A 24,235-nucleotide genomic window follows, 5' to 3' on the forward strand; every position below is an offset into this window, starting at 1 on the left:
TCGCGCGGTCCCTATAACGCAGGACAATTTGGGCGCTTGGGCGGTGCCCTGACTCGCGGACAATCAAAGGAATATGGCCATGCCGAGAAGAACCGACATCCAGTCGATCATGATCATCGGGGCGGGCCCCATTGTCATCGGGCAGGCCTGCGAATTTGACTATTCCGGCGCTCAGGCTTGCAAAGCGCTGCGTGAGGAAGGCTACCGGGTTATTCTGGTGAACTCGAACCCCGCCACGATCATGACTGACCCCGGTTTGGCCGACGCTACTTATATCGAACCGATCACGCCCGAGGTTGTCGCCAAAATCATCGAGAAAGAACGCCCTGACGCGCTGCTGCCCACCATGGGCGGACAGACCGGTCTGAATACCTCGCTGGCGCTGGAAGAGATGGGCGTGCTGGAAAAATTCGGCGTCGAGATGATCGGCGCCAAGCGCGACGCAATTGAAATGGCCGAAGACCGCGCCCTGTTCCGTGAAGCGATGGACCGGTTGGGTCTGGAAAACCCCAAGGCAACCATCGTAACCGCGCCCAAGCGTGAAGACGGTTCCACCGATCTGGATGCTGGTGTGCAGATGGCCCTGGATGAGTTGGACGAAATCGGCCTGCCCGCTATTATCCGCCCCGCCTTTACCCTTGGCGGTACGGGCGGAGGCGTGGCCTATAACCGTGAGGATTATATCCATTTTTGCCGTTCGGGCATGGATGCCTCGCCGGTGAACCAGATCCTTGTCGATGAAAGCCTGCTGGGCTGGAAAGAATACGAGATGGAGGTTGTGCGCGACACAGCCGACAATGCCATCATCGTCTGTTCCATTGAAAACGTCGATCCGATGGGCGTGCATACCGGTGACTCGATTACCGTCGCTCCGGCGCTGACGCTGACCGACAAGGAATACCAGATCATGCGCAACGGCTCGATTGCTGTGCTGCGTGAGATCGGCGTCGAGACCGGCGGATCAAATGTGCAGTGGGCGATCAATCCCGACGATGGCCGGATGGTTGTGATCGAGATGAACCCCCGCGTGTCACGCTCATCCGCGCTGGCGTCGAAAGCAACGGGTTTCCCGATTGCCAAAATCGCGGCCAAACTGGCCATTGGCTACACGCTGGACGAGTTGGACAATGACATCACCAAGGTCACACCCGCATCGTTCGAGCCCACTATCGACTATGTCGTCACCAAGATCCCGAAATTCGCATTCGAGAAGTTCCCGGGCTCTGAACCCTACCTGACCACCGCGATGAAATCGGTGGGTGAGGCCATGTCTATCGGCCGCACCATCCACGAATCGATGCAAAAGGCACTTGCGTCGATGGAATCGGGCCTGACCGGCTTTGATGAAGTCCAAATTGAAGGCGTGGATATTGACGCAGTAATTCCCGAAAGCCTTGGCTTAGGCGAAAACGTCAGTGCCGGCAAAGACGTTTTCGCGTCTGGTAGACCACTGCTCGACGCGTCTGGCAAAGCTGCTGTTATTCGTGCGATCAGCCAACAAACTCCCGACCGTCTGCGCACTATCGCGCAAGCGATGCGTCATGGTCTGACCGATGACGAGATCTTTGGCGTCACCAAGTTTGATCCGTGGTTCTTGGCCCGCATCCGCGAGATTATCGATGCCGAGCGTCAAGTCCGCGAAGATGGCCTGCCGGTCACCGAAGAAGGTCTCCGCAAGCTCAAAATGCTGGGCTTCACCGACGCACGTCTGGGCAACCTGACCGGTCGTGACGAAGACAATGTCCGCCGCGCCCGTCGCAATCTCGGCGTCAATGCTGTGTTCAAACGCATCGACACTTGCGCCGCCGAGTTCGAAGCGCAAACGCCTTACATGTACTCGACCTACGAGGCCCCAATGATGGGCGACGTCGAATGCGAAGCGCGTCCATCCGACCGCAAGAAAGTGGTTATCCTCGGCGGTGGCCCGAACCGGATCGGTCAGGGTATCGAGTTCGACTATTGCTGCTGTCACGCCTGTTTCGCGCTGACCGAGGCGGGCTTTGAGACCATCATGGTCAACTGCAACCCCGAGACAGTCTCGACGGACTATGACACCTCGGATCGTCTGTATTTCGAGCCGCTGACCTTCGAACACGTGATGGAGATCCTGACGAAGGAACAGGAAAATGGCACGCTGCATGGCGTGATCGTTCAGTTCGGCGGCCAGACTCCGCTGAAACTGGCCAACGCGCTGGAAGCGGAAGGTATTCCGATCCTCGGCACCACTCCGGACGCAATTGACCTAGCAGAAGACCGTGAACGCTTCCAGGCGCTGGTCAACGAGCTGAGCCTGAAGCAACCGAAGAACGGCATCGCCTCAACTGACGAACAAGCATTGGAAATCGCAGAAGAAATCGGCTTTCCGCTGGTCATCCGCCCTTCTTACGTACTGGGCGGCCGCGCGATGGAAATCGTGCGCGATATGGATCAGCTGAAGCGGTACATCAACGAAGCTGTGGTGGTCTCGGGTGACAGCCCGGTTTTGCTGGACAGCTATCTGGCAGGTGCGGTCGAACTGGACGTGGATGCGCTGTGCGATGGCACCGATGTGCATGTCGCGGGCATCATGCAGCACATCGAAGAGGCGGGCGTCCACTCGGGCGACTCGGCTTGTTCTCTGCCACCCTATTCGCTGTCGAAAGAGATCATCGGTCGGATCAAGGATCAAACTTTCAAACTGGCCAAGGCGCTGAACGTCGTCGGCTTGATGAATGTGCAGTTCGCGATCAAGGATGATGAAATCTACCTGATCGAAGTAAACCCGCGCGCCTCACGCACCGTGCCTTTCGTTGCTAAAGCCACCGACAGTGCGATTGCATCCATCGCAGCACGCGTGATGGCGGGTGAGAAACTCTCGAACTTCCCAATGCGTCCGCCCTATCAGGAAGGAAAAGACACCAAAATCGCCGATCAAATGACTTTGGCCGACCCGGACATGCCGTGGTTCTCGGTCAAAGAGGCGGTCATGCCCTTTGCCCGCTTCCCCGGTGTCGACACGATCCTCGGGCCCGAAATGCGTTCGACCGGTGAGGTCATGGGTTGGGACCGCGACTTCCCGCGCGCTTTCCTCAAGGCGCAAATGGGTGCGGGAATGGTATTGCCGCCATCGGGACGGGCCTTCATCTCAATCAAGGATGCCGACAAGGGCAAGGCGATGCTCGAGGCGGCACAGGTTCTGACCGCGCAGGGTTTTTCACTGGTCGCCACTCGCGGCACTCAAAGCTGGCTTGAAGAACAGGGCGTTACCTGTGACGTGGTTAACAAAGTTTACGAAGGCCGCCCGGATGTGGTCGACATGCTGAAAGATGGTCAGGTGCAACTGGTGATGAATACCACCGAAGGCGCGCAGGCTGTCGAAGACAGCAAGGCAATCCGGTCCATCGCTTTGTACGACAAGATTCCCTATTTCACGACCGCGGCCGGATCCAACGCCGCGGCGCTAGCGATCAAGGCGCAGGCCGAAGAAGACGTTGAAGTGAAGTCGCTACAGGGTTGAGACCAAAGCCAAACCGAGAATTCACACTGCAAAGCCCCGGCAAATGACCGGGGCTTTTTTACGCGCCGAACTATCCGATACGGTTCCCACGACGCGAAAAGCACGCATTACTACAGGATGTGTCACTGAATGTGACCCGATCGGGCCAATTCCCTAGGGTCAACATACCTTGATCAAACGCTGAAGTGACTGCATTTTGAGCAGATCAAAACATTCAGGACCCTTCATGTATACGCCCGCCATCACAGGTACCGGAGTTTTCACCCCGCAGAACGTCATCACGAATGCTGAGCTTGTTAAGGCGTTCAATGCCTATGCGGACCGCAAGAACTCCGAAAATGCCGAGGCCATCGCTGCCGGGCAGATGGATCCGATACAGCATTCCTCGGAGGATTTTATCTTCAAGGCTTCGGGTATCGAGAACCGGTATGTTATGAACAAAACCGGTGTGCTGGACCCCAAAATCATGCACCCATCGCTGCGCCAGCGCACCGATGATGAGCCGGGGATCATGACCGAGATGGCGACAGATGCTTGCCGCAAAGCACTGGCTCAAGCAGGGCGTGTTGCGGAAGACGTGGACCTGGTCATCTGCGCGGCCTCAAACCACGAACGCGCCTATCCCGCAATTGCGATAGAGATTCAACAAGCGTTGGGAATCAAAGGCTTTGGGTTTGATATGAACGTGGCATGTTCATCAGCCACGTTTGGCATTCAGGCGGCGGCAGACATGGTTAGGTCGGGCTCAGTTCGGGCGGCGCTTGTCGTGAACCCGGAAATCTGCTCGGGGCATCTGGAGTGGCGTGACCGTGATTGTCATTTCATCTTTGGAGATGTCGCCACTGCAACGCTGATCGAACGCATCGAAGATGCAACAGGCCCGCATTTCGAAATCGTTTCGACCCGCTGCGCAACAGAGTTTTCCAACAACATCAGGAACAATAACGGTTTTCTACGTCGGTCGCGCCCGGACGGCGTAACCGATCGCCGTGATATGCAGTTCATGCAGAACGGCCGTAAGGTGTTCAAAGAAGTCCTACCTATGGTCAGCCGGCATATTGCCGACCATATGGCGGCAGAGGATCTGAGCAGCGGCGACCTGAAACGTCTTTGGTTGCACCAGGCCAACAAGACAATGAATGACTTCATTGGCAAAAAAGTTCTGGGACGCGAACCTGAAGAGGGCGAGCAACCCAACATCCTGCAGGACTACGCAAACACATCCTCAGCTGGTTCGATCATCGCATTCTCAAAATACTCTGATGATCTACAGGACGGAGATGTCGGGCTGATCTGTTCGTTTGGCGCGGGCTATTCAGTTGGGTCAGTTGTCGTGAAAAAGCACACCTGACCAGGCCGCATTAAGCCGAGTAACAAGCTGCAGTTTCAGGCTCAGCTTACGCTTTCTTCTTCCAGGTGCAGCTTCATTTCGATCAGCACGTGTTGAAGGAGGCTGGTCTCTTTCAGCAGGCGTTTGGCTTCGTTCACGGTGATAATTCCGTCTTCGATCGCGGCCTGATATTCGGTCATCAGCATTGCAAACCGTTGGCTCAACGCGATGACGTCCGAATTGACACCCCCGGTGCGAGGACTTTCTGCATTCCGCCCGTCATAGGACAGTGTGATATTCCGAAGATCAGCCAGCGCCGACGTCACGTGCGGGAAAGAGGATGCGTTCTCCAGCCGCGCGACCGCGTCCACTGGCATGAAACGATCGGTATGCTCAGCGTTGTCGGAATAGTATCGACCCAAAGTAGCCTTGGATTTCCCCGTGATTTCGCACGCGGCTTCGATTCCGACGTCTTTCACCAATGCTTCGGTATGCTTCTTCAGATAGGCCCCGATATCCGCCATATTCTTACCTTTGTTACCTGCGCACCCGCCCGCCGCTTGTCCATACGGGGGAATGGGTGGGGAAATTTCCCATATTCGATACATAATTGAAATGCCATAAATTGACTATCCCTCAGATATGCAGGGATTTTGTGAGTGAGTGGCGGCCGTTCGAGCCGGTAAAGAGTGGTAACAGGGCACGATTCTGGCCCTGCCGTTAATGGCCTCATGTTGGCCGAGTGCGCCGCTGTTGTGAATTCGGGATATCCATCCCCAAGAGCATCTGCTCAATCCCGAAGACCGCAACGGCGGCGGCGCTTTTTGTCAACCGCACAGTTGACTTGCCCCTAGCGCTGGCGCGAATTAGACCCGCGATATGGCTAAATTATACTTCAACTACTCCACAATGAATGCGGGCAAGTCGACCGTACTATTGCAAGCGTCGCACAACTACCGCGAGCGTGGCATGGATACCTATCTGATGACTGCGGCTGTTGATGGGCGCGCAGGAGCGGGGCGTATCGCATCACGCATCGGCATCTCGGAAGAGGCGGATACATTCCGCCCTGAGGACAACGTGTATTTCATGATTGAAACACGGCTGAAGCGCGGTCCAGCGGCCTGCGTGTTCATTGATGAAGCTCAGTTCCTGTCCGAGGATCAAGTCTGGCAGCTTGCCCAAGCGGTGGATGATCTGAACATTCCCGTACTTGCCTACGGTTTGCGGGTAGATTTTCAAGGCAAACTGTTTCCCGGGTCGGCGGCTTTGCTGGCTTTGGCAGATGAGATGCGGGAAGTCAGGACCATCTGTAAATGCGGCCGAAAGGCGACGATGGTGATTCGTCAGGATGAAAACGGTCGCGCCATCACTGAAGGTGCTCAGGTTCAGATCGGCGGAAACGAGACCTACGTCTCGCTCTGCCGAAAGCACTGGCGTGAGGCCGTTGGAACTTAGACCAGGTTAGGTAGCTCGCGTCCGGCCACGAAGGCGGCGACATTATCCAAAGCCATATTGCCCATATCAGTGCGTACTTCCTCGGTGGCAGTGCCAAGGTGCGGCAGCAGTGTCACGTTTTCCATATCGCGCAAAGCCTGCGGGACAGCAGGCTCAAACTCATAAACGTCTAGTCCGGCACCTGCGATCTGGTGAGCTTTCAGTGCAGCGATCAGAGCGGTTTCATCGACAACTTCCCCACGCGCGATGTTGATCAACAGAGCCGTCGGCTTCATCGCTGCCAACACCTGGGTGTTTATCAGGTGGCGGGTCTCTGCGCCGCCAGGAACCGCAAGCACAAGGAAGTCGACCGCGGAGGCCAGAACCTCAAGGTCCTGTGTGTAGGTCGCTGGAAAATCGAGCTGTTTCGTACTGCGTGCAGTGTATGAGACCTGCATCCCGAATCCGAAATGGCAGCGCCGCGCGATAGCCTGACCGATACGCCCCATTCCAACAATGCCAACATGCTTGCCTGTAACGTGGTGACCCAGCATTTGTGTCGGGTGCCACCCCTGCCAGCGCCCTGCGCGCACCATCCGCTCACCCTCGCCCGCTCTGCGCGCGGTTGTTAGCAGCAGGGTCATCGCAATATCGGCCGTTGCATCGGTGACCGCACCGGGCGTGTTTGTGACCTCAATGTCCGCGGAACGGGCAGCGGCGACATCTATATGATTGTAGCCCACGCCGAAATTTGCCAGCAAACTGCATCGGGGCTTTGGCGCTTCTGCAAAGACCTGCGCCGAGAACTGATCGCCCAGAGTTGGCACCACGATGTCAAATTCGGTCAGGGCTCGCTGCATTTCCTCGCGCGTCAATGGCAGGGTGTCGCTGCGTATCTCAACATCGAAATCAGCGCGGGCACGGGCCTCGACAACCGGGGGCATCGGGCGGGTGATCAACACCTTCATCAGTGCATCCTTCCACCGATTGGGACTTCGCCATCCGGTCCGATCAGAACGATCTCACCGTTGTCATCGGGCAGACCCAGCACCAAGACCTCGGACATGAACTTACCGATCTGGCGCGGGGGGAAGTTGACCACCGCCATCACCTGCTTTCCTACCAGAGTCGGCGGATCGTAATGTGCGGTGATTTGGGCCGAGGTTTTGCGTTCACCAATTTCATCGCCAAAGTCGATCCACATTTTGATCGAGGGATTTCGTGCCTCAGGATACGGCTCGGCGCGGATTACTTCGCCCACGCGGATATCAACTTTGAGGAATTCATCAAAAGTTATCTCACTCACGCGACAACTCCTTGGATCGGGTCGTTGCTGCTCTGACAGCCCGGTGCAGCAAATCTGGGAACCCGGTCTCTTCGTGCATCAACACTTCCAATGCGGCTTGGGTAGTTCCGTTGGGCGACGTGACATTGGCGCGCAGCTGGGATGGGTCCTCTTCTGCGGCCATAGCCAGCGCCCCTGCCCCTGCAACAGTAGATTTCGCCAGCTTCATTGCGAGGTCATGCGGCAACCCGTGCGCCTCGCCTGCCTTGGCCAGCGTTTCGATCAAGTGAAACACATAAGCCGGGCCAGATCCGCTGAGCCCGGTTACCGCATCCATCTGCCCTTCGTCTGAAAGACGTACCGTATCTCCAATGGCGGACAGGAGGTTTTCCGCCAGAGTCAGGTCGTCGTCAGACGCATTGCCGTTCCCGATCAAAGCGGTGATTCCCTGGCGAATTGCTGCTGGCGTATTGGGCATCGCCCGAATGATCGGTGTGCCCTCGCCCAATGCATTTTCAAAGGTCGCTAGCGAAGTACCTGCAGCGATGGACACAAACAGACTGCCACCGCCACCAAGTGCCTGAATGGCAGGCAGAGCCTTACCCATCATCTGCGGTTTGACCGCGACGAGAACGACGGCCGGCGACTCTGGCAACGGAGTGTTGATGTTGACGCCTTGCGCCTTCAGCCAGTCAGACGGGAAAGGGTCGATCACCCAGACGGAAGCGGCGGGCAGGCCATGATCCAGCCAACCCGCCAGCATTGCGGACCCCATCTTACCGCATCCCAGAAGCACAAGCCCCTGCTCGGCGACACGTGTCATGTCCATGATTGCCCCTCCCCTAACTTTCAGGTTCAGGGCAAAGCTTTACGCGCGGCCGTAGGCCTCTGCAATGGCGACTTGCATCGCTTGCTCGGGGGTACGGTTCCCCCACGTTACCAACTGGATAGCTGGATAATAACGCTCGGCGCTCAGAACGGCTGCGTTGATCATCGTATCAATCTGCTCGGGGCTGGCCATCTGGCCACCCGCAAGCACGAGACCGTACCGATAAACCATCAGCTTCTGGTTTGCCCAATAAGTGAACGCACCGGCCCAGCACTGATCGTTCATCTTGTTGAGCAATTCATAAAGCTCTGGGTCACGATCGGCTGGAGGCTCCATTTCGAACGAGCAAACCATCCGCAGCGTTTCGTCATAGTTGGACCACGCCAGTGTGATCGAATAAGTACGCCACTGGCCTTCAACGGCCATGGCAATCTGATCATCCCCGATGCGGTCAAAATCCCAGTCGTGGTGTTCGGCCAGGTGCTCAACAATGTCGATTGGATGAAGGTCTTCTTCGAGAAACTGCTCGGAAAGGGCCATAATGCCACCTCACTCATCTCTAGCATTTCGGGGGCTGGCAGCGCCCCAGCGCTAGTTGACTGCTCTACAAGCCGGGCTTCCCCCATTGGCCTGTACTAAATATGGTGCGATGTGGCAGGTACTCTGGCAACCCCATTTCTTGGGGATAACGGCAATAAGTTGTGGATAGCCGGCAACGGCAATCAAAATATTGGCACGAGATGCAGCTTTGTCTTGATTAAATTCTGCGATGCGTCAACATACACCGCACCGCACAACCCAAAGCTGGATTGCGTGGTATTTGGGTTTGCCCGGAAATCTGATTTCAGCGAAACGCTCTGGCGTTATTTGCCCAGCTTGGCCTCGAGCGCGGCAATGCGTTCTTCGAGGGCTGCGTTTTCTTCACGTGCTTTCTGAGCCATTGCGCGGACGGCATCGAATTCTTCGCGGGTGACAAAATCGCGGTCGGCCAGCCAACGGTCCATCATCGACTTCATCGCGTTCTCTGCCTCTTCCCTCGCACCCTGGGCCACGCCCATTGCGTTGGTCATCAGTTGAGAAACGTCGTCAAGAATCTTGTTGCGGGTTTGCATGGCTTTACTCCGATATCGCGGTTGGTCTCTATATGGGTAAAGAATGGCTCGGGCTCAAGGTTGACTTGCCCCGCAATCCCCGGGCAATGAGACGCACATGCAGGCTGTTCTGAATTTCCCCGATCTGTCGCCCGAACTATTCTCGATCTCACTGTTCGGGATGGAGTTCGCCCTGAGATGGTACGCGCTGGCCTATATTGCGGGTATCCTGATTGCGTGGCGCATGGCCATGATGGCGTTGCGACGCCCTGTCCTTTGGCGGGACGATTCTCCGCCGATGAAGCCCGAACAACTTGAGGATCTGGTCACCTGGATCATTATCGGCGTGATTCTGGGCGGTCGACTGGGCTTTGTGCTGTTCTATCAGCCCGCTTATTACCTGTCGCACCCTTTGGAAATCGTAAAAGTCTGGCAGGGCGGCATGGCTTTTCACGGCGGCCTGCTCGGAGTGGTGATTGCTTCTTACTTATATGCGCGGCGCCACAATGTACCCATTCTATCCCTCGGTGATTTGGTGGCGTATACGGTGCCGCCGGGCCTGTTGTTGGGACGGCTGGCGAATTTCGTGAATGCCGAGCTGTGGGGCCGACCGACTGAGTTGCCTTGGGCGTTTGTCTTTCCCGGCATGGCGGCACAGGACTGCCCTGGCGTTGTTGCGGGACTTTGCGCAAGGCATCCGTCGCAACTGTACGAAGCCGCGTTGGAGGGCTTGCTGCTGGGGGCATTGTTGATTTGGTTGGCCTACTGGCGCGGAGCATTGCGCAGGCCAGGCCTGATCATGGGAATCTTTTTGGCGGGCTACGGAGCATCGCGCTTTGTTGTCGAGTTCTTTCGCCAGCCGGATGCCCAATTTGTGTCTCCGGGCAATCCACTTGGGCTGGCATGGCACATAGGTGGATATGGCCTGACCATGGGACAGTTGCTTTCACTTCCGATGATTGCCCTCGGCCTCTGGTTTGTTCTGCGAGCGCGGCGCGCGTCATGACCCTGAAGGATCACCTGATCACACGCGTCCGGCTGGATGGCCCCATGACCGTTGCAGACTACATGTCTGAATGTCTGCTGAATCCGGAATTTGGGTACTATATGACGCGCGATCCATTGGGTGCGCGCGGTGATTTTGTTACCGCCCCCGAAGTCAGTCAGATGTTCGGCGAACTGATCGGGCTGTGTCTGGCGCAGTCCTGGATCAATCAAGGCCAGCCAGAACGGATCGTTCTGGCGGAACTTGGACCGGGGCGCGGTACGCTGATGGCCGATATCCTGCGCGCCACCCGGACTGTGCCGGGATTTCACGATGCGGCACAGATCGTCCTGTTCGAAGCTTCACCAACCTTGCGTGAAATTCAGACAATAACGCTGGAGGGGCACTCCCCTCGGTGGATCGATACCCTGACCGAGTTACCTGACCTGCCCTTGTTTCTGGTCGCAAACGAGTTTTTCGACGCCCTTCCGATCCGACAGTTCCTACGCGAAGGAGACGGGTGGTGTGAAAGACTTATCGGCGCCGACGGCGAAAAACTAGCGTTTGGTCTCGGGCCGCAATCCGCTCAGATCGCCCTGAAGGATCGGCTGGAAGATACCGTGGATGGAGATCTTGTTGAAATCTGCGCTGCGGCAATCCCGGTTCTCACCGTAATCGCCAGTCATATTGCGTCTGCAGGTGGAACAGCGCTGATCATTGACTATGGCGACTGGCGCTCGTTGGGCGACACATTTCAGGCTCTGCGCGCCCATGAACACACCGATCCGCTGGAGGCACCAGGTCATGCGGACCTTACGGCTCATGTGGACTTTCAACCACTGGCCATTACTGCCCGTGCCGTCGGGTGTAAGCATACGCGGCTTACGCCGCAGGGTGTGTTTCTTGAACGGCTAGGTATCACGGCTCGGGCTCAGGCGCTGGCCGCTCAACAAAGCGGATCGGCGCTCGACGCGCTGATTGCAGCACATCGACGGTTGACGCATCCCGATGAAATGGGAAACCTGTTCAAGGTGCTGGGTCTCTTCCCTGCAACCGCAGCGACGCCACCGGGACTTGAGCGATGACACTGGAAATTCTGACCTCGGATTTGTTGTCTCCCATTCGCCACGGGTTCTTCACTCGACGCGGAGGCGCTTCCTCAGGGATTTTTGCAGGTCTAAACTGTGGGTATGGGTCTTCGGACCTGACTGAGGCCGTTGCCTTGAATCGCCGGCGCGTGGCGCATGCCATGGAGGTGACGCCCGAGGCTCTGATCGGAGTGCATCAGGTACATTCGCCGACTGTTCTGACGGTTGAGGCTCCAATCAACGGCGACAAACCCAAGGCAGATGCTGTCGTCACAGCCACTCCAGGGCTGGCCTTAACCATTTTGACCGCTGATTGCCAGCCGGTCCTCTTCGCCGATGGTGACGCAAATGTGATCGGAGCCGCTCATGCCGGATGGCGCGGCGCACTGGACGGCGTGCTTGAAGCCACGCTGGATGCCATGGAAGCGTTGGGGGCAAAGCGGGAAAACACTGTTGCAGTGATCGGGCCAACAATTTCGCAGCGCGCCTATGAGGTCGGTCAGGAATTCCTGGAGGATTTCCTGTCGGAATCATCCGAGAATGCCCGTTTTTTTGCGAATGGTCAGGGGGATCGGTTGCAATTCGACCTGCCTGCGTTTGGCCTGCACCGACTACGCGAAGCTGGCGTTGGTCAGGCCGAGTGGACCCGGCATTGTACGTATTCAGACCCGGACAGATTTTTCTCTTATCGCCGCACAACCCACGCTCAGGAAGTCGATTACGGTCGTCTGATTTCCGCTATCAAGCTGTAATTTTAGACCGAAATATGGCGGCTTTGCCCAGATTATGCCACAATCTTTGTGTTTATTTTGATCAGAATCGTTTCAAGTTTTTACTAGTCCTCAGGCAGTTATCCGGTACTTCACCTTGGCCTGCCTGATCTGGTTAACAAAGGAGTACCTATAACCTTCATTTTGTCCTGAATTCATCCCGGATCAGCCTTATCTGCGCCTCAAATCGGCGGCACGTTAGGTTCATAACCGGAAATCGGGGCTCAAGCCCCTAACAGAGCAGGATCTAAAATGAAGTCGAAATCGCGCTTTCTCAGCGCCGTTGTTGCGGCCATCAGGGAACAGGAACCTGAAATGCCCTGGAAGCGGGTTTCCAGCCATTCCGTCAGAGTCGCGCGCCGATTGGCCGCACGTCGCTGATGCATCAATCCCGCGGGGCCAAGCTGCCGGCCCCTGACGGACAAACTACACACCGGACATTTGCTCCGAGCTGGTGCGTGGTGCTGCGGAAGAGTTCTGCGGCGGTTTTTAATTCGGGGCGTGTGTACGTGGGTAATTTTCGCCCGCGGGTTACGAGTTTGTCTGGGGGGTCAGAGTATTGACCAAAACATTGCGACTTTCTTTCGCGGCTCGGCGCCTTTGTGGCGACCGTCCTGCGTCTGCCCCTCAAATTAGACAAAGAACAAGACCGTTTGGCAGGCATGCACGGGGGTTCAACCTGCCGAAACGGAGATTTAGAGGGGACGGAATATAGATGACTATTCCAAATTCGCTGGCGCGCGCGGCCAGAAACGCGGTCGAGACATCGGCCCTGTTACGGGACGCGCCAAGACCCGCAACACAACAAAAGGCGCAGCTGCGGCGCTATGAAGTCTGTACACTGTTGAAAAACGGCGACGTTTCGCAAACACGACACGTCGCGCCAGCCCTACCGATGTTCGAAGATGCGTTCTGCGCGTTTACGCGTGGCTCGCTTGTCGAAACCGAACTGGGACCAACGGCGATCGAGGATTTGATGCCGGGCGACACCGTACTGACCCAGGACGGTTCCTCGCAGACTGTCCTTTGGAAAGGCTCGGTCACACTGATTCCAGGGCGAGAAGATTCGCGCGGTCGCACGCGTCCCCTTACGCGGATCATGGCCGACACATTCGGGATGCAAAAACCGATGTCAGGTGTGATCACCGGTCCTGCTGCGCGACTGCTGGGCACGCCAGCACATTTGCGCCACCTCAATGGTGGCCAGCCCGTGCTGACACCCGTGTACGAGTTCCAGGATGGCATGAGCGTTATCGAAACACTTCCACCCACTCCGGTGGAATTGTTTCACATCTGCCTGTCGCGCCATTCCGTGATCAGAGTCGATGGTTTGCAATTCGAAACCTATCATCCAGGCATCAACGCCGCTCGGATGATCAGTCAGTCCTTGCGTTCTATTTACCTGAACCTATTCTCTCATATAGAATCGCTAAACGATTTCGGCCCGTTGTTTTTGCCGCGCGCCGGAGATGGCGAGGTTGACGCGATTACCGCGTGAGTACTTTGACGATTGCTGCAAGTGTGGGGGCATCATGCAGATAATTTTATGGTGGGGGGTATCCTTGACGGTTGCCGCTTTTCTTCAACCTTGTTGCGCAAGCAATGCTGCGACGGGCCTCAGGCCATACGGTTCATCCGGTCTTCCAGCACGTCAAATGGTACGCCTGGCTCGTCTTTTGCGCCTCGGATAACCAGAGATGTCTTAACGCTGGCCACGTTTGGCGTGGTCAGTAGTTCGCCGGTCAGAAACTGCTGAAAACTGCTAAGATCCGGTGCGACACATTTCAGGATAAAATCCACTTCACCGTTCAGCATGTGGCATTCGCGGACCAGCGGCCAATCACGGCACCGGTCTTCAAATGCGCTCAGCTCGGATTCGGCCTGGCTTTCCAGACCCACCATGGCAAATACCTGCACTTCGAACCCCAGTTCGCGGGTGTTCACTTCGGCGTGGTAGCCACGGATATAGCCCGACTCTTCCAGCGTGCGTACCCGTCTTAGGCAGGGCGGAGCTGAAATTCCCACTCGTTTGGCTAGTTCCACATTGGTCATGCGACCGTCCGCCTGCAATTCTGCCAGAATTTTGCGGTCGATTTCATCCAGCCGAGTCGTGACCATAAAATGCTCCTGATTTTTCGGTTGTTATAACAGCAGGCCGGAAATGCGCAATAATATTTCGCAGATACGCAATATCGTTTATTCTCAAAGGATTTCAGTCAGAATTACCATGCCAAGAACGCATATCCGACCAGCAAAAGGAAGGGGCTTTAAGCCTCGCCCGCTGGACGCTATATCGAACCGCGCAGGACAGAAAGTCCGCCGAGGCAGATTGAGTGGGGGTACAATGGCTGAAACACGACACACCAAAGTTCTGATCATCGGATCGGGACCCGCAGGATATACCGCAGGCGTTTATGCAAGCCGAGCAATGCTGGAGCCTATTCTGGTGCAGGGAATCGAACCCGGCGGCCAACTGACCACTACGACCGAGGTCGAGAACTGGCCCGGCGACACCGAGGTTCAGGGCCCTGATCTGATGGTTCGAATGCAAGATCACGTCATGGCCATGGGCTGCGAGGTTATCGGGGACATCATCAGCGATCTGGATCTGAACAAGCGCCCCTTCACAGCCAAAGGCGACAACGGCACCAATTACACTGCCGATGCGGTCATTTTGGCGACCGGAGCTCGGGCCAAATGGCTGGGTCTGCCCTCTGAAGAGAAGTTCAAAGGCTTCGGTGTCTCAGCTTGCGCGACATGCGACGGTTTCTTCTATCGCGGGCAGGAAATCGTAGTCATCGGGGGCGGAAACACCGCAGTCGAAGAGGCTCTTTTCCTGACAAACTTCGCCAGCAAGGTTACCCTGATCCACCGCCGCGACGAGTTGCGCGCGGAAAAGATTTTGCAGGATCGCCTACTGAAGAACGAAAAGATCGAGCCGCTCTGGTTCCATGAATTGGACGAAGTAATCGGGACCGACGCGCCGTTGGGCGTCGAAGGTGTCCGCGTCAAGAACGTAAAGACCGGTGAGATTACTGAAATCCCCTGCAAAGGCGTTTTTGTCGCCATCGGGCACGCGCCGGCCAACGAACTGGTCAAGGACTCATTGGACACCCATATGGGCGGATACGTCGTGACCAAGCCCGGAACAACTGAAACCTCCGTTCCTGGCGTTTTCGCGGCAGGCGACCTGACGGACCATGTTTACCGTCAGGCAGTCACCAGCGCCGGCATGGGGTGCATGGCTGCACTAGACGCTGAGCGGTTCCTGGCGGAGCAGGAGTAAGCGGTTGATAGAGTTCTCCGGCCCGGTCTGGAGAATTCTGTTTCTGTCTCAGGCAGATGCACCACTAGCCCCCGCCCGTGCGCCGGAAGGTCGGTTTCATCATGCGGGGCAAATGGCTCTTTATGCGTCACTAAGCATGAGTGGGGCCGGAGTCGCAATTCGCCGCTATGTCTCGACGGATGACCCGGCACGGATCATTCAACGGTTTAGGGTATCACGTGCACGCCTGTTGGATTTGCGCGGAACAACCCTTGCTTCCGTAGTCTGGCAGGACGTCCGGGCGACAGGCGCCGCAGCCCCGACCTGGTCGTTTTCCGACGACGCACGCAATCGAGGCGCTGACGGGATGTTGTACAGCTCGCGATCCCGACCGGATCTGAGCCACCTGGTCCTGTTCAGAAACGAACCTTCCCTCATCACTCCGGACGGCCCAGCTGCTGCTTGGCCGCCAACGGGCTCTGCTCCTTCAGCTTGACCGCTGCCCGATGTCGCTCCAGACTCGAGGCAAGGCAAGGTGAACGCGGGTGACATCATTGGAAAACGCTCTATGGCGCGGTGGGTGGGCAACCCGGCTCAGGATCAGCAGTGGTCTTGTTCTGTTCACCTTCGCATTTTTCCATTTCCTGAATATTGGCCTGGGCCTGTTTCACACCGACTATTTGCATGGCATGCAGGACCGGCGAAAGGCGGTCACGCGACACGACGTAATGAGTGTGCTCCTTTACGTAGCACTGTTCGTACATGCTGGTTTAGCCCTGGTGTCCATTGCCCAGCGCAGAACCCTGCGCATGCCATTCAGCTCTGCCTTGCAGGTTGTTCTTGGTTTGCTGATACCGCTTCAGCTTATCACGCATATCATTCACACACGCGTTGCCCACGAGTTTTATGATGTCAACGACGAGATGGGCTATATCATCGTGCTGATGTGGCCCAACTCGGCCATATGGCTGCAAAGCCTCCTGCTGCTGATTGTATGGATACACGGGTGTATCGGTCTCCATATGTGGCTCCGACTAACCCGCTGGTGGCACAAGGCAGTTCCCTATCTGATCGGAATTGCGGTGTTTATACCGTCGTTTGCATTTGCCGGACTTCTGACCGAAGGCAGACGCATCTGGAGCGACTTTGCGGATGAGTTCCTGCGCGAGCAATATATCGAGCATTACAACTGGCCTTCTCCTCAGGCGTTTCAAGCAATGTTCGACATCAAGGACAATGCATTGATGGCGTTTTGGCTGTCACTGGGTGTGACAGCATTTGTCTATCTCGGGCGCAAGTTTTGGCGACGCAGGCACTCGGTCCGCGTAAAATATGCCCGCGGCCCAGAAGTCGTGGCAGAAAAAGGCATGACCTTGCTGGAAATTTCTCAAGCAAACGGTGTTCCGCACACTGCTCTTTGCGGCGGCAAAGGGCGGTGTACCACCTGTCGGGTTATCGTCGAAAACGGAGCCGACAGCCTGCCCCAGCCCAGCGATGTCGAGGCCCGTAGCCTGAACGCAGTTGGCGCAACAGGGCAAACGCGACTGGCCTGTCAGATACGCCCGACCGAACCGGTCACCGTGTTTCGTGTTTTTCGACCGGATGGCGGGCGCAGCCGGGGGCATGCCAGCCAAGGACAGGAACGACAACTGGCTGTGCTGTTTCTGGACATGCGCGGGTTTACGGCGCGTACCACGGGGCAATTGCCCTATGATATTGTGTTTCTGCTAAACCGCTTTTTCGATGCGATTGTTCCGTCCATCACCGACGAAGGTGGGGTCGTGGACAAATACATGGGCGACGGCCTGTTGGCCGTGTTCGAAAAACCCGATGCCGCCCGATCGGCCCGCGCAGGCCTAAACGCAGCAATCGCTATCAGCTATGCGTTGGACGGATTCAATCAACAGTTGGAAGCCGAAGGCAGTCCGCGCATTCGCATCGGTATGGGGCTTCATCTGGGTGATCTTGTACTCGGCGAGATCGGTGCGGCCGGACACGCCTCTCGTACAATAATCGGAGATGCCGTCAATGTCGCCAGCCGCCTGGAAAGCGAGACCAAGGCGCAGGGCGTTGAACTGCTGGTCTCCGAAAAGTTGTTGCAAGCCGCTGACATCGAAATCGACCCCAATTGCATCCGCCTGTTTCAACTTCGCGGTGTCACGAATCCTGTTCCTGCCCTACCGGTCGCCCGTGCATCGAAAATTGACCAACATGCCGGGAACAAGAACACACATGCCACGACTGAGTGAAATGTTGCCAATTGACAGAACCAAAGTGCATTTTTGAATACTCGACTGGAAATTCCTTCCAATCAGGAAAAAAACAGCGCATATCGTCCTTTGTTTCATTGACCCCAGTGGACTTCGACCGAAAGTCGAGGCAATTGCCTCGCAAACGCCCGAGAATCACTGACAAATCAACACTGCGACAAGAGTATTCTGATGACGATGTTAAGCAATCTGGCTCCGATCCCCGAACTTTACGTTTCTTATGAATCGGCCCAAAAACTGAAGGTTGAGGCAGCAGACCTAACCAGCTGGGATCTGAGCCCGCGCCAGATCTGCGACTTGGAACTGCTGATGAATGGCGGGTTCAACCCACTGAAGGGTTTCCTGAGCGAAGCCGACTACGACAACGTGGTCGAAAACATGCGTTTGGCTGACGGTACGCTTTGGCCAATGCCGATCACTTTGGATGTCGGTGAAGAATTCGCCGACACGATCAAGCTGGGTCAGGACATCGCACTACGCGATCAGGAAGGCGTCATTCTGGCAACCATGACTGTGACCGACCGCTGGACGCCGGACAAGTCACGTGAGGCCGAGAAGGTTTTTGGCGCGGACGACGACGCGCATCCCGCAGTGAACTATCTGCATAATGCGGCAGGCAAGGTTTATCTGGGTGGCCCTGTGGTCGGAATCCAGCAGCCTATTCACTATGACTTCCGCGCGCGCCGCGACACTCCGAACGAGCTGCGCGCCTATTTCCGCAAGCTGGGATGGCGCCGGATCGTTGCGTTCCAAACCCGAAACCCGTTGCACCGTGCGCACCAGGAACTGACCTTCCGCGCTGCGAAAGAGGCGCAGGCCAACCTGCTGATCCACCCCGTTGTCGGCTTGACCAAGCCTGGCGACGTAGATCACTTTACGCGCGTACGCTGCTATGAGGCGGTTTTGGACAAATACCCGGCCTCGACCACGTCGATGTCGCTGCTGAACCTCGCGATGCGCATGGCAGGACCGCGTGAGGCAGTCTGGCACGGTTTGATCCGCGCCAACCACGGCTGTACCCACTTCATCGTTGGCCGCGACCATGCTGGCCCGGGCAAAAACAGCCAGGGTGAAGATTTTTACGGCCCCTACGACGCGCAGGACCTGTTCCGCAAATTCCAGGACGAAATCGGCATCGAGATGGTCGACTTCAAACACATGGTCTACGTACAGGAACGTGCCCAGTATGAGCCCAATGACGAGATCAAAGACAAGGACAACGTCACTATCCTGAATATCTCGGGCACAGAACTGCGCCGCCGCCTGCGCGAAGGGTTAGAGATTCCTGAGTGGTTCTCGTTCCCCGAAGTAGTACAGGAACTGCGCAGCCGTTTCCCGCCGCGCTCACAGCAGGGATTCACCGTGTTCTTCACCGGCTTCTCCGGTTCCGGCAAGTCGACCATCGCCAACGCGCTTATGGTCAAGCTGATGGAAACCGGCGACCGCCCAGTGACGCTGCTGGATGGTGACATTGTGCGGAAAAACCTGTCGTCGGAGCTTGGTTTCTCGAAAGAGCACCGCGACCTGAACATCCGCCGCATCGGCTACGTGGCCAGCGAGATCACAAAGAATGGCGGCATCGCCATCTGTGCCCCGATCGCGCCCTACGCCTCTACGCGCCGCGCTGTGCGGGAAGAGATCGAACAGTTCGGCGCGTTCTGCGAGGTCCACGTGTCCACCAGTATCGAAGAATGCGAGCGCCGTGACCGCAAGGGCCTCTACAAGTTAGCGCGCGAGGGAAAGATCAAGGAATTCACCGGAATTTCAGACCCTTATGACGTGCCTCAGAACCCAGAACTGAGTGTTGAGACCGAGAATGTCGAAGTCGATAACTGCGCCCACCAAGTCCTGTTGAAACTGGAAAGCATGGGATTGATCGCAGGGTCCTGATCCGGCTTCATTCGAAAAAGCAAAGGCCTCCGGAGATCCGGAGGCCTTTTTCAATGTGATTGAACAACAATAACTATTGCGGCAAGTCGACCTGTCCGCGCATCAGGACGTGCCCTCTGCCCGCAACCTTAACACCCGACATAGCGTCGACCGCACCAACCCGGGTTACTCTCGCCTGACCGGGACGGCCCATGTCATGCCCCTGTTCGGCAATGAACGTGTCCTTGTCCATCAGGCCATATTTCCAAAGATAGGCCGCCATTGCGCCCGTGGCCGACCCGGTAAATGGATCTTCAGGTGGGCTGGGCGGCGCCAGCAGTAGTCGCGAGAATGTGTCTCCAGCGTTGGTTGCCCCCTTCAAAGTGACCAGAAATGGTTCAGCCATGTCTGAGCTAGAGTAGCCTGCGGCTTCGGCAACCTTGCGGAGCGGCTCTTCGGCCAGCCGAGCGGCCCGTAGCGCGTCGTGATCACGCAATACTGTGATACAAAATGGCAGCCCCGTCGAAACCAGTTGCGGCGGCGAAATAATCGAATCCGTCGACAAGCCTATCGCGTCGGCCACAAGGTCGGCAGGGACATGCAACCCAAATTCGGGCGCAACTTGTGTCATCTCGATCTCATCACCATTCAGACGAATGGAAACAACACCGGCGCCGGTCTCCAATGTCAGGGCGTCTCCCGAGAAAAGGTCGCGAGAACGCGCGGCGGCAACAGTCGCGACAGTTGGGTGGCCTGCAAATGGAATTTCCCGGCTGGCCAGGAAATAGCGCACACGAATATCCGCAATGTCTTATGAGCCCGTAAATGTGCATTCCACTAACGACGTTTCTTGGACAAAGGCTTTGCAGACCTCATCCGAGAGCCCGGCTCCGCCGTGTACTACTGCGCATCCGTTGCCGCCAAAGTCGCGGTCGCTGAATGCGTCCACCCAATCGAAATCGAACCAGCTCATCCGCATTCTCCTATCCGCGTCAAGTCATCACGTCAGGGCGGCCCCTGCCGGTTCGTATGTTTCGCCACAATCGCGGTAATTGTCACGCCAATTTGGGAAGTTCAGAAGCCGTTCAGTGAACGGCCACCGGGGATAGATCGTGCTCACGGGCCAGTACAAAAGCCAGCTTGCGGTCAGCCACAAGCGCCAATTGCTGCCCGTCCGAGTCGTGAACCGCATATAGATGATCCAGATCGCCTGCCTGATCGCGAACATCCCGAGGCAGGTCTGCCACATCCACTGTTTTCACATAGACGATACGATCGCCTTCGGTGTTGATTTCTACCGGTGTATTCATAGCTCTTACCCCTTTCTTATGTTTATCGTTTGCACCACGGTTTCGGGTACGGCGCGGGTCAGATCCACGTGCAGCAGACCATTTTCCATGATCGCTTCGCCCACCTCGACACCATCGGCCAGCACGAACATGCGCTGAAACTGACGCGCCGCGATACCACGGTGCAGGTAGATGCGCCCGTCGCTGTCGTCGCGTTGACGGCCTCGGATCACCAATTGACGATCCTCGATGGTAATCGACAGGTCTTCTTCGGCAAACCCGGCCACGGCTAGGGTGATGCGATAGGAAAAATCCGAGGTCTGTTCGATGTTATAAGGCGGGTAACCTTCATTACCGGCCTTTGCAGACCGCTCCAGAAGGCGTTCCAACTGCTCAAACCCCAAAAGATGCGGGTATGAGCCAAGAGTAAGTTTCGACACGTATTTTCGTCCTTTTTTGTCAAAGCGACGCATTATGCGGCCCCGTACCGGCAACCGCGTGATATAGAATATGGGAAGAAAACAGGATGTCCACAAGGTCTGGCCGGATAAACCCCGACACACTATCTTGTGTGGAAAGCACCACAACAATATCGAGTCGCCAATGAACGCGCCCACTGATCTGTCCATGAAAACCGATGAAGTTCTGCGGGTTGAACTGGAGGTCTTCCGGCGCCAGCATCGCGACCTGGACGAAGCGATCGAGGCGCTGCAAGCCAAGGGTACTGCCGATCAACTTACGCTGAAGCGGTTGAAAAAGCAGAAATTACGCCTCAAGGATATTATTCGCCTGATCGAAGACCGTCTGACACCTGATATCATCGCCTGAGGTACCTGCGTCGCATTGCCTCCAAAGCGGATTTGGCTATAGTGCGCGCTCTTTCTGGATCGCAGGGACACGAGCGGATGGGTGAGATCAAAGTCGGGATCATCATGGGCAGCCAGTCGGATTGGCCAACGATGAAGGAAGCCGCAGATATTCTGGATGAATTGGGCGTGGCTTATGAGAAACGCATCGTGTCGGCCCACCGCACGCCGGACCGACTGTGGGACTACGGCAAGACCGCCGTTGGCCGTGGTTTGCAGGTTATTATCGCGGGCGCTGGTGGCGCTGCCCACCTGCCGGGTATGATGGCTTCGAAAACGCGAGTTCCCGTGATCGGCGTGCCTGTGCAAACGCGGGCTTTGTCGGGTGTAGATTCCCTCTATTCCATCGTTCAGATGCCCAAGGGTTTTCCCGTGGCGACGATGGCCATCGGATCTGCAGGCGGCGCAAATGCCGGACTAATGGCGGCGGGTATCCTCGCCCTGCAAGATCAGGTCCTGGCAAAACGTCTTGACGATTGGCGCGCAGCGCTGTCCGCCTCAATCCCCGAGGAACCCGAAGGATGAGCCGGATCGGGTTTATCGGCACCGGTCACATTGCAAACCCCATCGCGCGTTTTCTGGCGAGCAAAGGCCACCAAATCTTTGTGACGGAACGCAGCGCGCCGGTCTCGTCGGCGCTGAAGGCGGATATCAACGCCACGGTTGCTGAGCCGCAAACCGTAATCGACAATTCCGAGATTGTGTTTCTTTGCTTGCGCCCGCAATTGGCTGCCGAAGTATTGGAGCCGCTGGCTTTTCGGGCCGATCACCGGATCATTTCTGTGATGGCGGCGGTGTCCGAAAGGCAGCTGAAAACCCTGTGCGCGCCTGCGATGCGCTTCGTGCAGACGATCCCACTGGGCTTTTTGCAACAAGGTGGGTGCCCAATGGCGGCCTTTGGCGACGACGATCTGCTGGCTGAATTGCTTGAGCCAGAGAATCCCGTCGTTAAAGTCTCCACCGAGACCGCGCTTAACGCGCATTTTGCAGTCTGCGCCATGGTGCCGGGTCTTCTGGACATGTTGGCAACAGGTGCGGACTGGCTGGGAAAGGAAACCGGCGACGCGACCGCGGCCGAGTATTACACCTCTCAGCTCGTTTCCGGATTTCTGTCCGCGATGGAAAAGGGGCAAGCGGGACGCCTTGCGGAAGAACGTGATGCACTGGCGACAGATGGAACGCTCAGCCTGCAAATGACGCAAGCCTTGCAGACAGACGGGGCACATGAAGCATTGCGCGCCGCCCTGACGGCGATCGGCAAACGGTTGGAGACCAAATGATGACGGATATGCTGCACCCCGGCGCAACGATCGGGATCCTTGGCGGCGGCCAATTGGGACGAATGCTCTCGGTCGCGGCGGCGCGGCTGGGGTTTAAGACGCACATTTTTGAGCCCGGAGCCAACCCGCCGGCGGGTCAAGTCGCCGACCGTGTCACAACCGCATCGTATGACAACGCTGAGGCTCTGCGTGCTTTTGCCGAGGCGGTGGATGTGATCACCTATGAGTTTGAAAACATCCCCACCGAGGCACTGGACCTACTAGAAGCTCATCGCCCGATCCGGCCGGGACGTGAAGCATTGCGGGTCAGTCAGGATCGGTTGACGGAAAAGACCTTTTTGCAAGATCTGGGTTTGAATACCGCGCCTTTTGCGGATGTTTCGGACCTGAGCGACTTGAAGACTGCCATCGATCGGATCCAAGCACCCGCCATCCTGAAAACCCGTCGCTTTGGCTATGACGGCAAAGGGCAGGCCCGGCTGCGGACACCTGAGGACGCCGAAGTGGCGCTGGGGGAAATGGCCGGGGCGCCGTCCATTCTGGAAGGCTTCGTGAACTTTTCGCATGAAGTATCCGTCATCGCCGTCCGCGGGCTGGACGGTCAAGTTGCCTGTTTCGATCCGGGCGAGAATGTGCACCGTGACGGCATCCTGCACACCACGACGGTCCCTGCCCGCCTGTCACCGGCCCAGCGCACGGATGCGATTCTGCTGGCTGCTAATATCCTGAACGCGCTCGATTATGTCGGCGTCATGGGTGTTGAGTTGTTCGTGACATCCGATGGGCTAGTCGTGAACGAAATCGCACCGCGTGTACATAATTCGGGGCACTGGACACAGAACGGATGTGCGGTTGATCAGTTTGAGCAGCACATCCGCGCCGTGACCGGCTGGCCTTTAGGCGACGGTCAACGTCATTCAGATGTGGTGATGGAGAACCTTATTGGGCATGACATGGACCGCGTGCCCGATTTGGCGCGCGAGCGGGACGTCGCCCTGCATCTGTACGGCAAAGCCGAGGTCAAACCTGGTCGAAAAATGGGACATTTCAACCGGATCGCTCGCTGAACCTGATCCGGTACTCCT

The 24,235-nt window shown here is 56.8% G+C and carries 24 protein-coding genes and 1 pseudogene; 15 read left to right on the forward strand and 10 right to left on the reverse strand.

The genetic code is table 11. From position 1 onward, the window contains the following. Positions 1-79: 79 nt before the first annotated feature. Together carB and AC2TDA_RS13800 are read left to right on the forward strand one after the other, a co-directional pair. Positions 80-3,496 (forward strand): carbamoyl-phosphate synthase large subunit, encoded by a 3,417-nt coding sequence (gene carB / locus AC2TDA_RS13795; RefSeq protein WP_480876817.1) that lies wholly within the window; start codon positions 80-82, stop codon positions 3,494-3,496. Between the two features lie 226 nt (positions 3,497-3,722). Next, positions 3,723-4,847 carry a beta-ketoacyl-ACP synthase III gene (locus AC2TDA_RS13800; protein WP_480848617.1) on the forward strand — a complete coding sequence of 375 codons (1,125 nt, stop codon included), beginning with the start codon at positions 3,723-3,725 and terminating at the stop codon, positions 4,845-4,847. A gap of 41 nt (positions 4,848-4,888) precedes the next feature. On the opposite strand, the gene AC2TDA_RS13805 is transcribed toward AC2TDA_RS13800, so the two are convergent. Then, the gene (locus AC2TDA_RS13805; protein ID WP_480848619.1) at positions 4,889-5,350 is read right to left on the reverse strand and encodes a hypothetical protein; all 462 of its coding nucleotides are present in this window, start codon (positions 5,348-5,350) and stop codon (positions 4,889-4,891) included. Positions 5,351-5,705: 355 nt separating this feature from the next. Between AC2TDA_RS13805 and AC2TDA_RS13810 the strand changes: the two genes are divergently transcribed. Continuing rightward, positions 5,706-6,284, forward strand: coding sequence for a thymidine kinase (locus AC2TDA_RS13810; RefSeq protein WP_480876820.1), 579 nt, complete (start codon positions 5,706-5,708; stop codon positions 6,282-6,284). On the opposite strand, the gene AC2TDA_RS13815 is transcribed toward AC2TDA_RS13810, so the two are convergent. The 5 genes from AC2TDA_RS13815 to AC2TDA_RS13835 form a co-directional block, all read right to left on the reverse strand. Continuing rightward, positions 6,281-7,231: a 2-hydroxyacid dehydrogenase gene (locus tag AC2TDA_RS13815; RefSeq protein ID WP_480876823.1), complete on the reverse strand. Its 951-nt coding sequence runs from the start codon at positions 7,229-7,231 to the stop codon at positions 6,281-6,283. The two genes, AC2TDA_RS13810 and AC2TDA_RS13815, sit on opposite strands and share 4 nt — an antisense overlap. Beyond that, positions 7,231-7,569 (reverse strand): tRNA-binding protein, encoded by a 339-nt coding sequence (locus tag AC2TDA_RS13820; RefSeq protein WP_480876825.1) that lies wholly within the window; start codon positions 7,567-7,569, stop codon positions 7,231-7,233. Before AC2TDA_RS13820 ends, AC2TDA_RS13815 begins: the two co-directional genes overlap by 1 nt. Beyond that, entirely contained in the window at positions 7,562-8,377 is an 816-nt protein-coding gene (gene proC / locus AC2TDA_RS13825) for a pyrroline-5-carboxylate reductase (RefSeq protein WP_480876828.1), read from the reverse strand. Before proC ends, AC2TDA_RS13820 begins: the two co-directional genes overlap by 8 nt. Positions 8,378-8,416: 39 nt before the next feature. Beyond that, entirely contained in the window at positions 8,417-8,917 is a 501-nt protein-coding gene (locus tag AC2TDA_RS13830) for a type III secretion system chaperone family protein (RefSeq protein WP_480848628.1), read from the reverse strand. A 323-nt stretch (positions 8,918-9,240) separates the two neighbouring features. Further along, positions 9,241-9,489 carry an accessory factor UbiK family protein gene (locus AC2TDA_RS13835; protein ID WP_480848629.1) on the reverse strand — a complete coding sequence of 83 codons (249 nt, stop codon included), beginning with the start codon at positions 9,487-9,489 and terminating at the stop codon, positions 9,241-9,243. Positions 9,490-9,586: 97 nt separating this feature from the next. On the opposite strand from AC2TDA_RS13835, the gene lgt reads away from it, so the two are divergent. The 4 genes from lgt (at position 9,587) to AC2TDA_RS13855 (ending at position 13,809) form a co-directional block, all read left to right on the forward strand. Then, positions 9,587-10,474, forward strand: coding sequence for a prolipoprotein diacylglyceryl transferase (gene lgt / locus AC2TDA_RS13840; protein ID WP_480876831.1), 888 nt, complete (start codon positions 9,587-9,589; stop codon positions 10,472-10,474). Then, complete coding sequence (locus tag AC2TDA_RS13845; protein WP_480876834.1) at positions 10,471-11,538, forward strand: class I SAM-dependent methyltransferase; 1,068 nt, start codon at positions 10,471-10,473, stop codon at positions 11,536-11,538. The genes lgt and AC2TDA_RS13845 overlap by 4 nt, the downstream gene beginning before the upstream one ends. Continuing rightward, positions 11,535-12,293 carry a peptidoglycan editing factor PgeF gene (pgeF, locus tag AC2TDA_RS13850; protein ID WP_480848633.1) on the forward strand — a complete coding sequence of 253 codons (759 nt, stop codon included), beginning with the start codon at positions 11,535-11,537 and terminating at the stop codon, positions 12,291-12,293. Before AC2TDA_RS13845 ends, pgeF begins: the two co-directional genes overlap by 4 nt. A 733-nt stretch (positions 12,294-13,026) precedes the next feature. Beyond that, the gene (locus AC2TDA_RS13855; protein ID WP_480848635.1) at positions 13,027-13,809 is read left to right on the forward strand and encodes a Hint domain-containing protein; all 783 of its coding nucleotides are present in this window, start codon (positions 13,027-13,029) and stop codon (positions 13,807-13,809) included. Positions 13,810-13,928: 119 nt separating this feature from the next. Here AC2TDA_RS13855 and AC2TDA_RS13860 read toward each other — a convergent pair whose 3' ends face one another. Further along, positions 13,929-14,429, reverse strand: a complete 501-nt coding sequence (locus AC2TDA_RS13860; RefSeq protein WP_480848637.1) for an Lrp/AsnC family transcriptional regulator — start codon at positions 14,427-14,429, stop codon at positions 13,929-13,931. A 226-nt stretch (positions 14,430-14,655) separates the two neighbouring features. On the opposite strand from AC2TDA_RS13860, the gene trxB reads away from it, so the two are divergent. From trxB to AC2TDA_RS13880, 4 genes are all read left to right on the forward strand, one after another. After that, positions 14,656-15,597, forward strand: coding sequence for a thioredoxin-disulfide reductase (trxB, locus tag AC2TDA_RS13865; protein WP_480876837.1), 942 nt, complete (start codon positions 14,656-14,658; stop codon positions 15,595-15,597). 4 nt (positions 15,598-15,601) lie between these two features. Next, positions 15,602-16,072 carry an RES family NAD+ phosphorylase gene (locus AC2TDA_RS13870; RefSeq protein WP_480876839.1) on the forward strand — a complete coding sequence of 157 codons (471 nt, stop codon included), beginning with the start codon at positions 15,602-15,604 and terminating at the stop codon, positions 16,070-16,072. 58 nt (positions 16,073-16,130) lie between these two features. Next, on the forward strand, positions 16,131-17,825 hold the full coding sequence (locus AC2TDA_RS13875) for an adenylate/guanylate cyclase domain-containing protein (RefSeq protein WP_480878078.1): 1,695 nt from the start codon (positions 16,131-16,133) through the stop codon (positions 17,823-17,825). Positions 17,826-18,017: 192 nt separating this feature from the next. Further along, entirely contained in the window at positions 18,018-19,736 is a 1,719-nt protein-coding gene (locus AC2TDA_RS13880; protein WP_480876842.1) for a bifunctional sulfate adenylyltransferase/adenylylsulfate kinase, read from the forward strand. A gap of 73 nt (positions 19,737-19,809) precedes the next feature. Here AC2TDA_RS13880 and AC2TDA_RS13885 read toward each other — a convergent pair. The 3 genes and pseudogenes from AC2TDA_RS13885 to AC2TDA_RS13895 form a co-directional block, all read right to left on the reverse strand. Then, a pseudogene (locus AC2TDA_RS13885) lies at positions 19,810-20,688 on the reverse strand (PhzF family phenazine biosynthesis protein). Between the two features lie 112 nt (positions 20,689-20,800). Continuing rightward, complete coding sequence (locus AC2TDA_RS13890; RefSeq protein ID WP_480848646.1) at positions 20,801-21,025, reverse strand: DUF1150 family protein; 225 nt, start codon at positions 21,023-21,025, stop codon at positions 20,801-20,803. A 5-nt stretch (positions 21,026-21,030) separates the two neighbouring features. Beyond that, positions 21,031-21,444, reverse strand: coding sequence for an Hsp20 family protein (locus AC2TDA_RS13895; RefSeq protein WP_480848647.1), 414 nt, complete (start codon positions 21,442-21,444; stop codon positions 21,031-21,033). 163 nt (positions 21,445-21,607) lie between these two features. Here AC2TDA_RS13895 and AC2TDA_RS13900 point away from each other — a divergent pair, with 163 nt between their 5' ends. The 4 genes from AC2TDA_RS13900 to AC2TDA_RS13915 all read left to right on the forward strand — a co-directional run bounded on the left by AC2TDA_RS13900 (position 21,608) and on the right by AC2TDA_RS13915 (position 24,217). Then, positions 21,608-21,832 (forward strand): YdcH family protein, encoded by a 225-nt coding sequence (locus AC2TDA_RS13900; RefSeq protein WP_176861378.1) that lies wholly within the window; start codon positions 21,608-21,610, stop codon positions 21,830-21,832. Positions 21,833-21,909: 77 nt separating this feature from the next. Beyond that, positions 21,910-22,395, forward strand: coding sequence for a 5-(carboxyamino)imidazole ribonucleotide mutase (gene purE / locus AC2TDA_RS13905; RefSeq protein WP_480876845.1), 486 nt, complete (start codon positions 21,910-21,912; stop codon positions 22,393-22,395). Then, entirely contained in the window at positions 22,392-23,150 is a 759-nt protein-coding gene (locus AC2TDA_RS13910; protein ID WP_480848651.1) for an NAD(P)-binding domain-containing protein, read from the forward strand. The genes purE and AC2TDA_RS13910 overlap by 4 nt, the downstream gene beginning before the upstream one ends. Then, positions 23,150-24,217 carry a 5-(carboxyamino)imidazole ribonucleotide synthase gene (locus tag AC2TDA_RS13915; protein WP_480876848.1) on the forward strand — a complete coding sequence of 356 codons (1,068 nt, stop codon included), beginning with the start codon at positions 23,150-23,152 and terminating at the stop codon, positions 24,215-24,217. Before AC2TDA_RS13910 ends, AC2TDA_RS13915 begins: the two co-directional genes overlap by 1 nt. The last annotated feature ends 18 nt before the right edge of the window (positions 24,218-24,235 follow it).

It is taken from the genome of Ruegeria sp. HKCCD6426 (genome assembly GCF_057221115.1).

What these genes read in the sequence shown, in the direction of transcription:
- carB (WP_480876817.1), top strand. Translation starts at nt 80, where the DNA reads ATGCCGAGAAGAACCGACATCCAGTCGATCATGATCATCGGGGCGGGC.
- AC2TDA_RS13800 (WP_480848617.1), top strand. Translation starts at nt 3,723, where the DNA reads ATGTATACGCCCGCCATCACAGGTACCGGAGTTTTCACCCCGCAGAAC.
- AC2TDA_RS13805 (WP_480848619.1), bottom strand. Translation starts at nt 5,350, where the DNA reads ATGGCGGATATCGGGGCCTATCTGAAGAAGCATACCGAAGCATTGGTG.
- AC2TDA_RS13810 (WP_480876820.1), top strand. Translation starts at nt 5,706, where the DNA reads ATGGCTAAATTATACTTCAACTACTCCACAATGAATGCGGGCAAGTCG.
- AC2TDA_RS13815 (WP_480876823.1), bottom strand. Translation starts at nt 7,231, where the DNA reads ATGAAGGTGTTGATCACCCGCCCGATGCCCCCGGTTGTCGAGGCCCGT.
- proC (WP_480876828.1), bottom strand. Translation starts at nt 8,377, where the DNA reads ATGGACATGACACGTGTCGCCGAGCAGGGGCTTGTGCTTCTGGGATGC.
- AC2TDA_RS13830 (WP_480848628.1), bottom strand. Translation starts at nt 8,917, where the DNA reads ATGGCCCTTTCCGAGCAGTTTCTCGAAGAAGACCTTCATCCAATCGAC.
- AC2TDA_RS13835 (WP_480848629.1), bottom strand. Translation starts at nt 9,489, where the DNA reads ATGCAAACCCGCAACAAGATTCTTGACGACGTTTCTCAACTGATGACC.
- lgt (WP_480876831.1), top strand. Translation starts at nt 9,587, where the DNA reads ATGCAGGCTGTTCTGAATTTCCCCGATCTGTCGCCCGAACTATTCTCG.
- AC2TDA_RS13845 (WP_480876834.1), top strand. Translation starts at nt 10,471, where the DNA reads ATGACCCTGAAGGATCACCTGATCACACGCGTCCGGCTGGATGGCCCC.
- pgeF (WP_480848633.1), top strand. Translation starts at nt 11,535, where the DNA reads ATGACACTGGAAATTCTGACCTCGGATTTGTTGTCTCCCATTCGCCAC.
- AC2TDA_RS13855 (WP_480848635.1), top strand. Translation starts at nt 13,027, where the DNA reads ATGACTATTCCAAATTCGCTGGCGCGCGCGGCCAGAAACGCGGTCGAG.
- AC2TDA_RS13860 (WP_480848637.1), bottom strand. Translation starts at nt 14,429, where the DNA reads ATGGTCACGACTCGGCTGGATGAAATCGACCGCAAAATTCTGGCAGAA.
- trxB (WP_480876837.1), top strand. Translation starts at nt 14,656, where the DNA reads ATGGCTGAAACACGACACACCAAAGTTCTGATCATCGGATCGGGACCC.
- AC2TDA_RS13880 (WP_480876842.1), top strand. Translation starts at nt 18,018, where the DNA reads ATGACGATGTTAAGCAATCTGGCTCCGATCCCCGAACTTTACGTTTCT.
- AC2TDA_RS13890 (WP_480848646.1), bottom strand. Translation starts at nt 21,025, where the DNA reads ATGAATACACCGGTAGAAATCAACACCGAAGGCGATCGTATCGTCTAT.
- AC2TDA_RS13900 (WP_176861378.1), top strand. Translation starts at nt 21,608, where the DNA reads ATGAACGCGCCCACTGATCTGTCCATGAAAACCGATGAAGTTCTGCGG.
- purE (WP_480876845.1), top strand. Translation starts at nt 21,910, where the DNA reads ATGGGTGAGATCAAAGTCGGGATCATCATGGGCAGCCAGTCGGATTGG.
- AC2TDA_RS13910 (WP_480848651.1), top strand. Translation starts at nt 22,392, where the DNA reads ATGAGCCGGATCGGGTTTATCGGCACCGGTCACATTGCAAACCCCATC.
- AC2TDA_RS13915 (WP_480876848.1), top strand. Translation starts at nt 23,150, where the DNA reads ATGACGGATATGCTGCACCCCGGCGCAACGATCGGGATCCTTGGCGGC.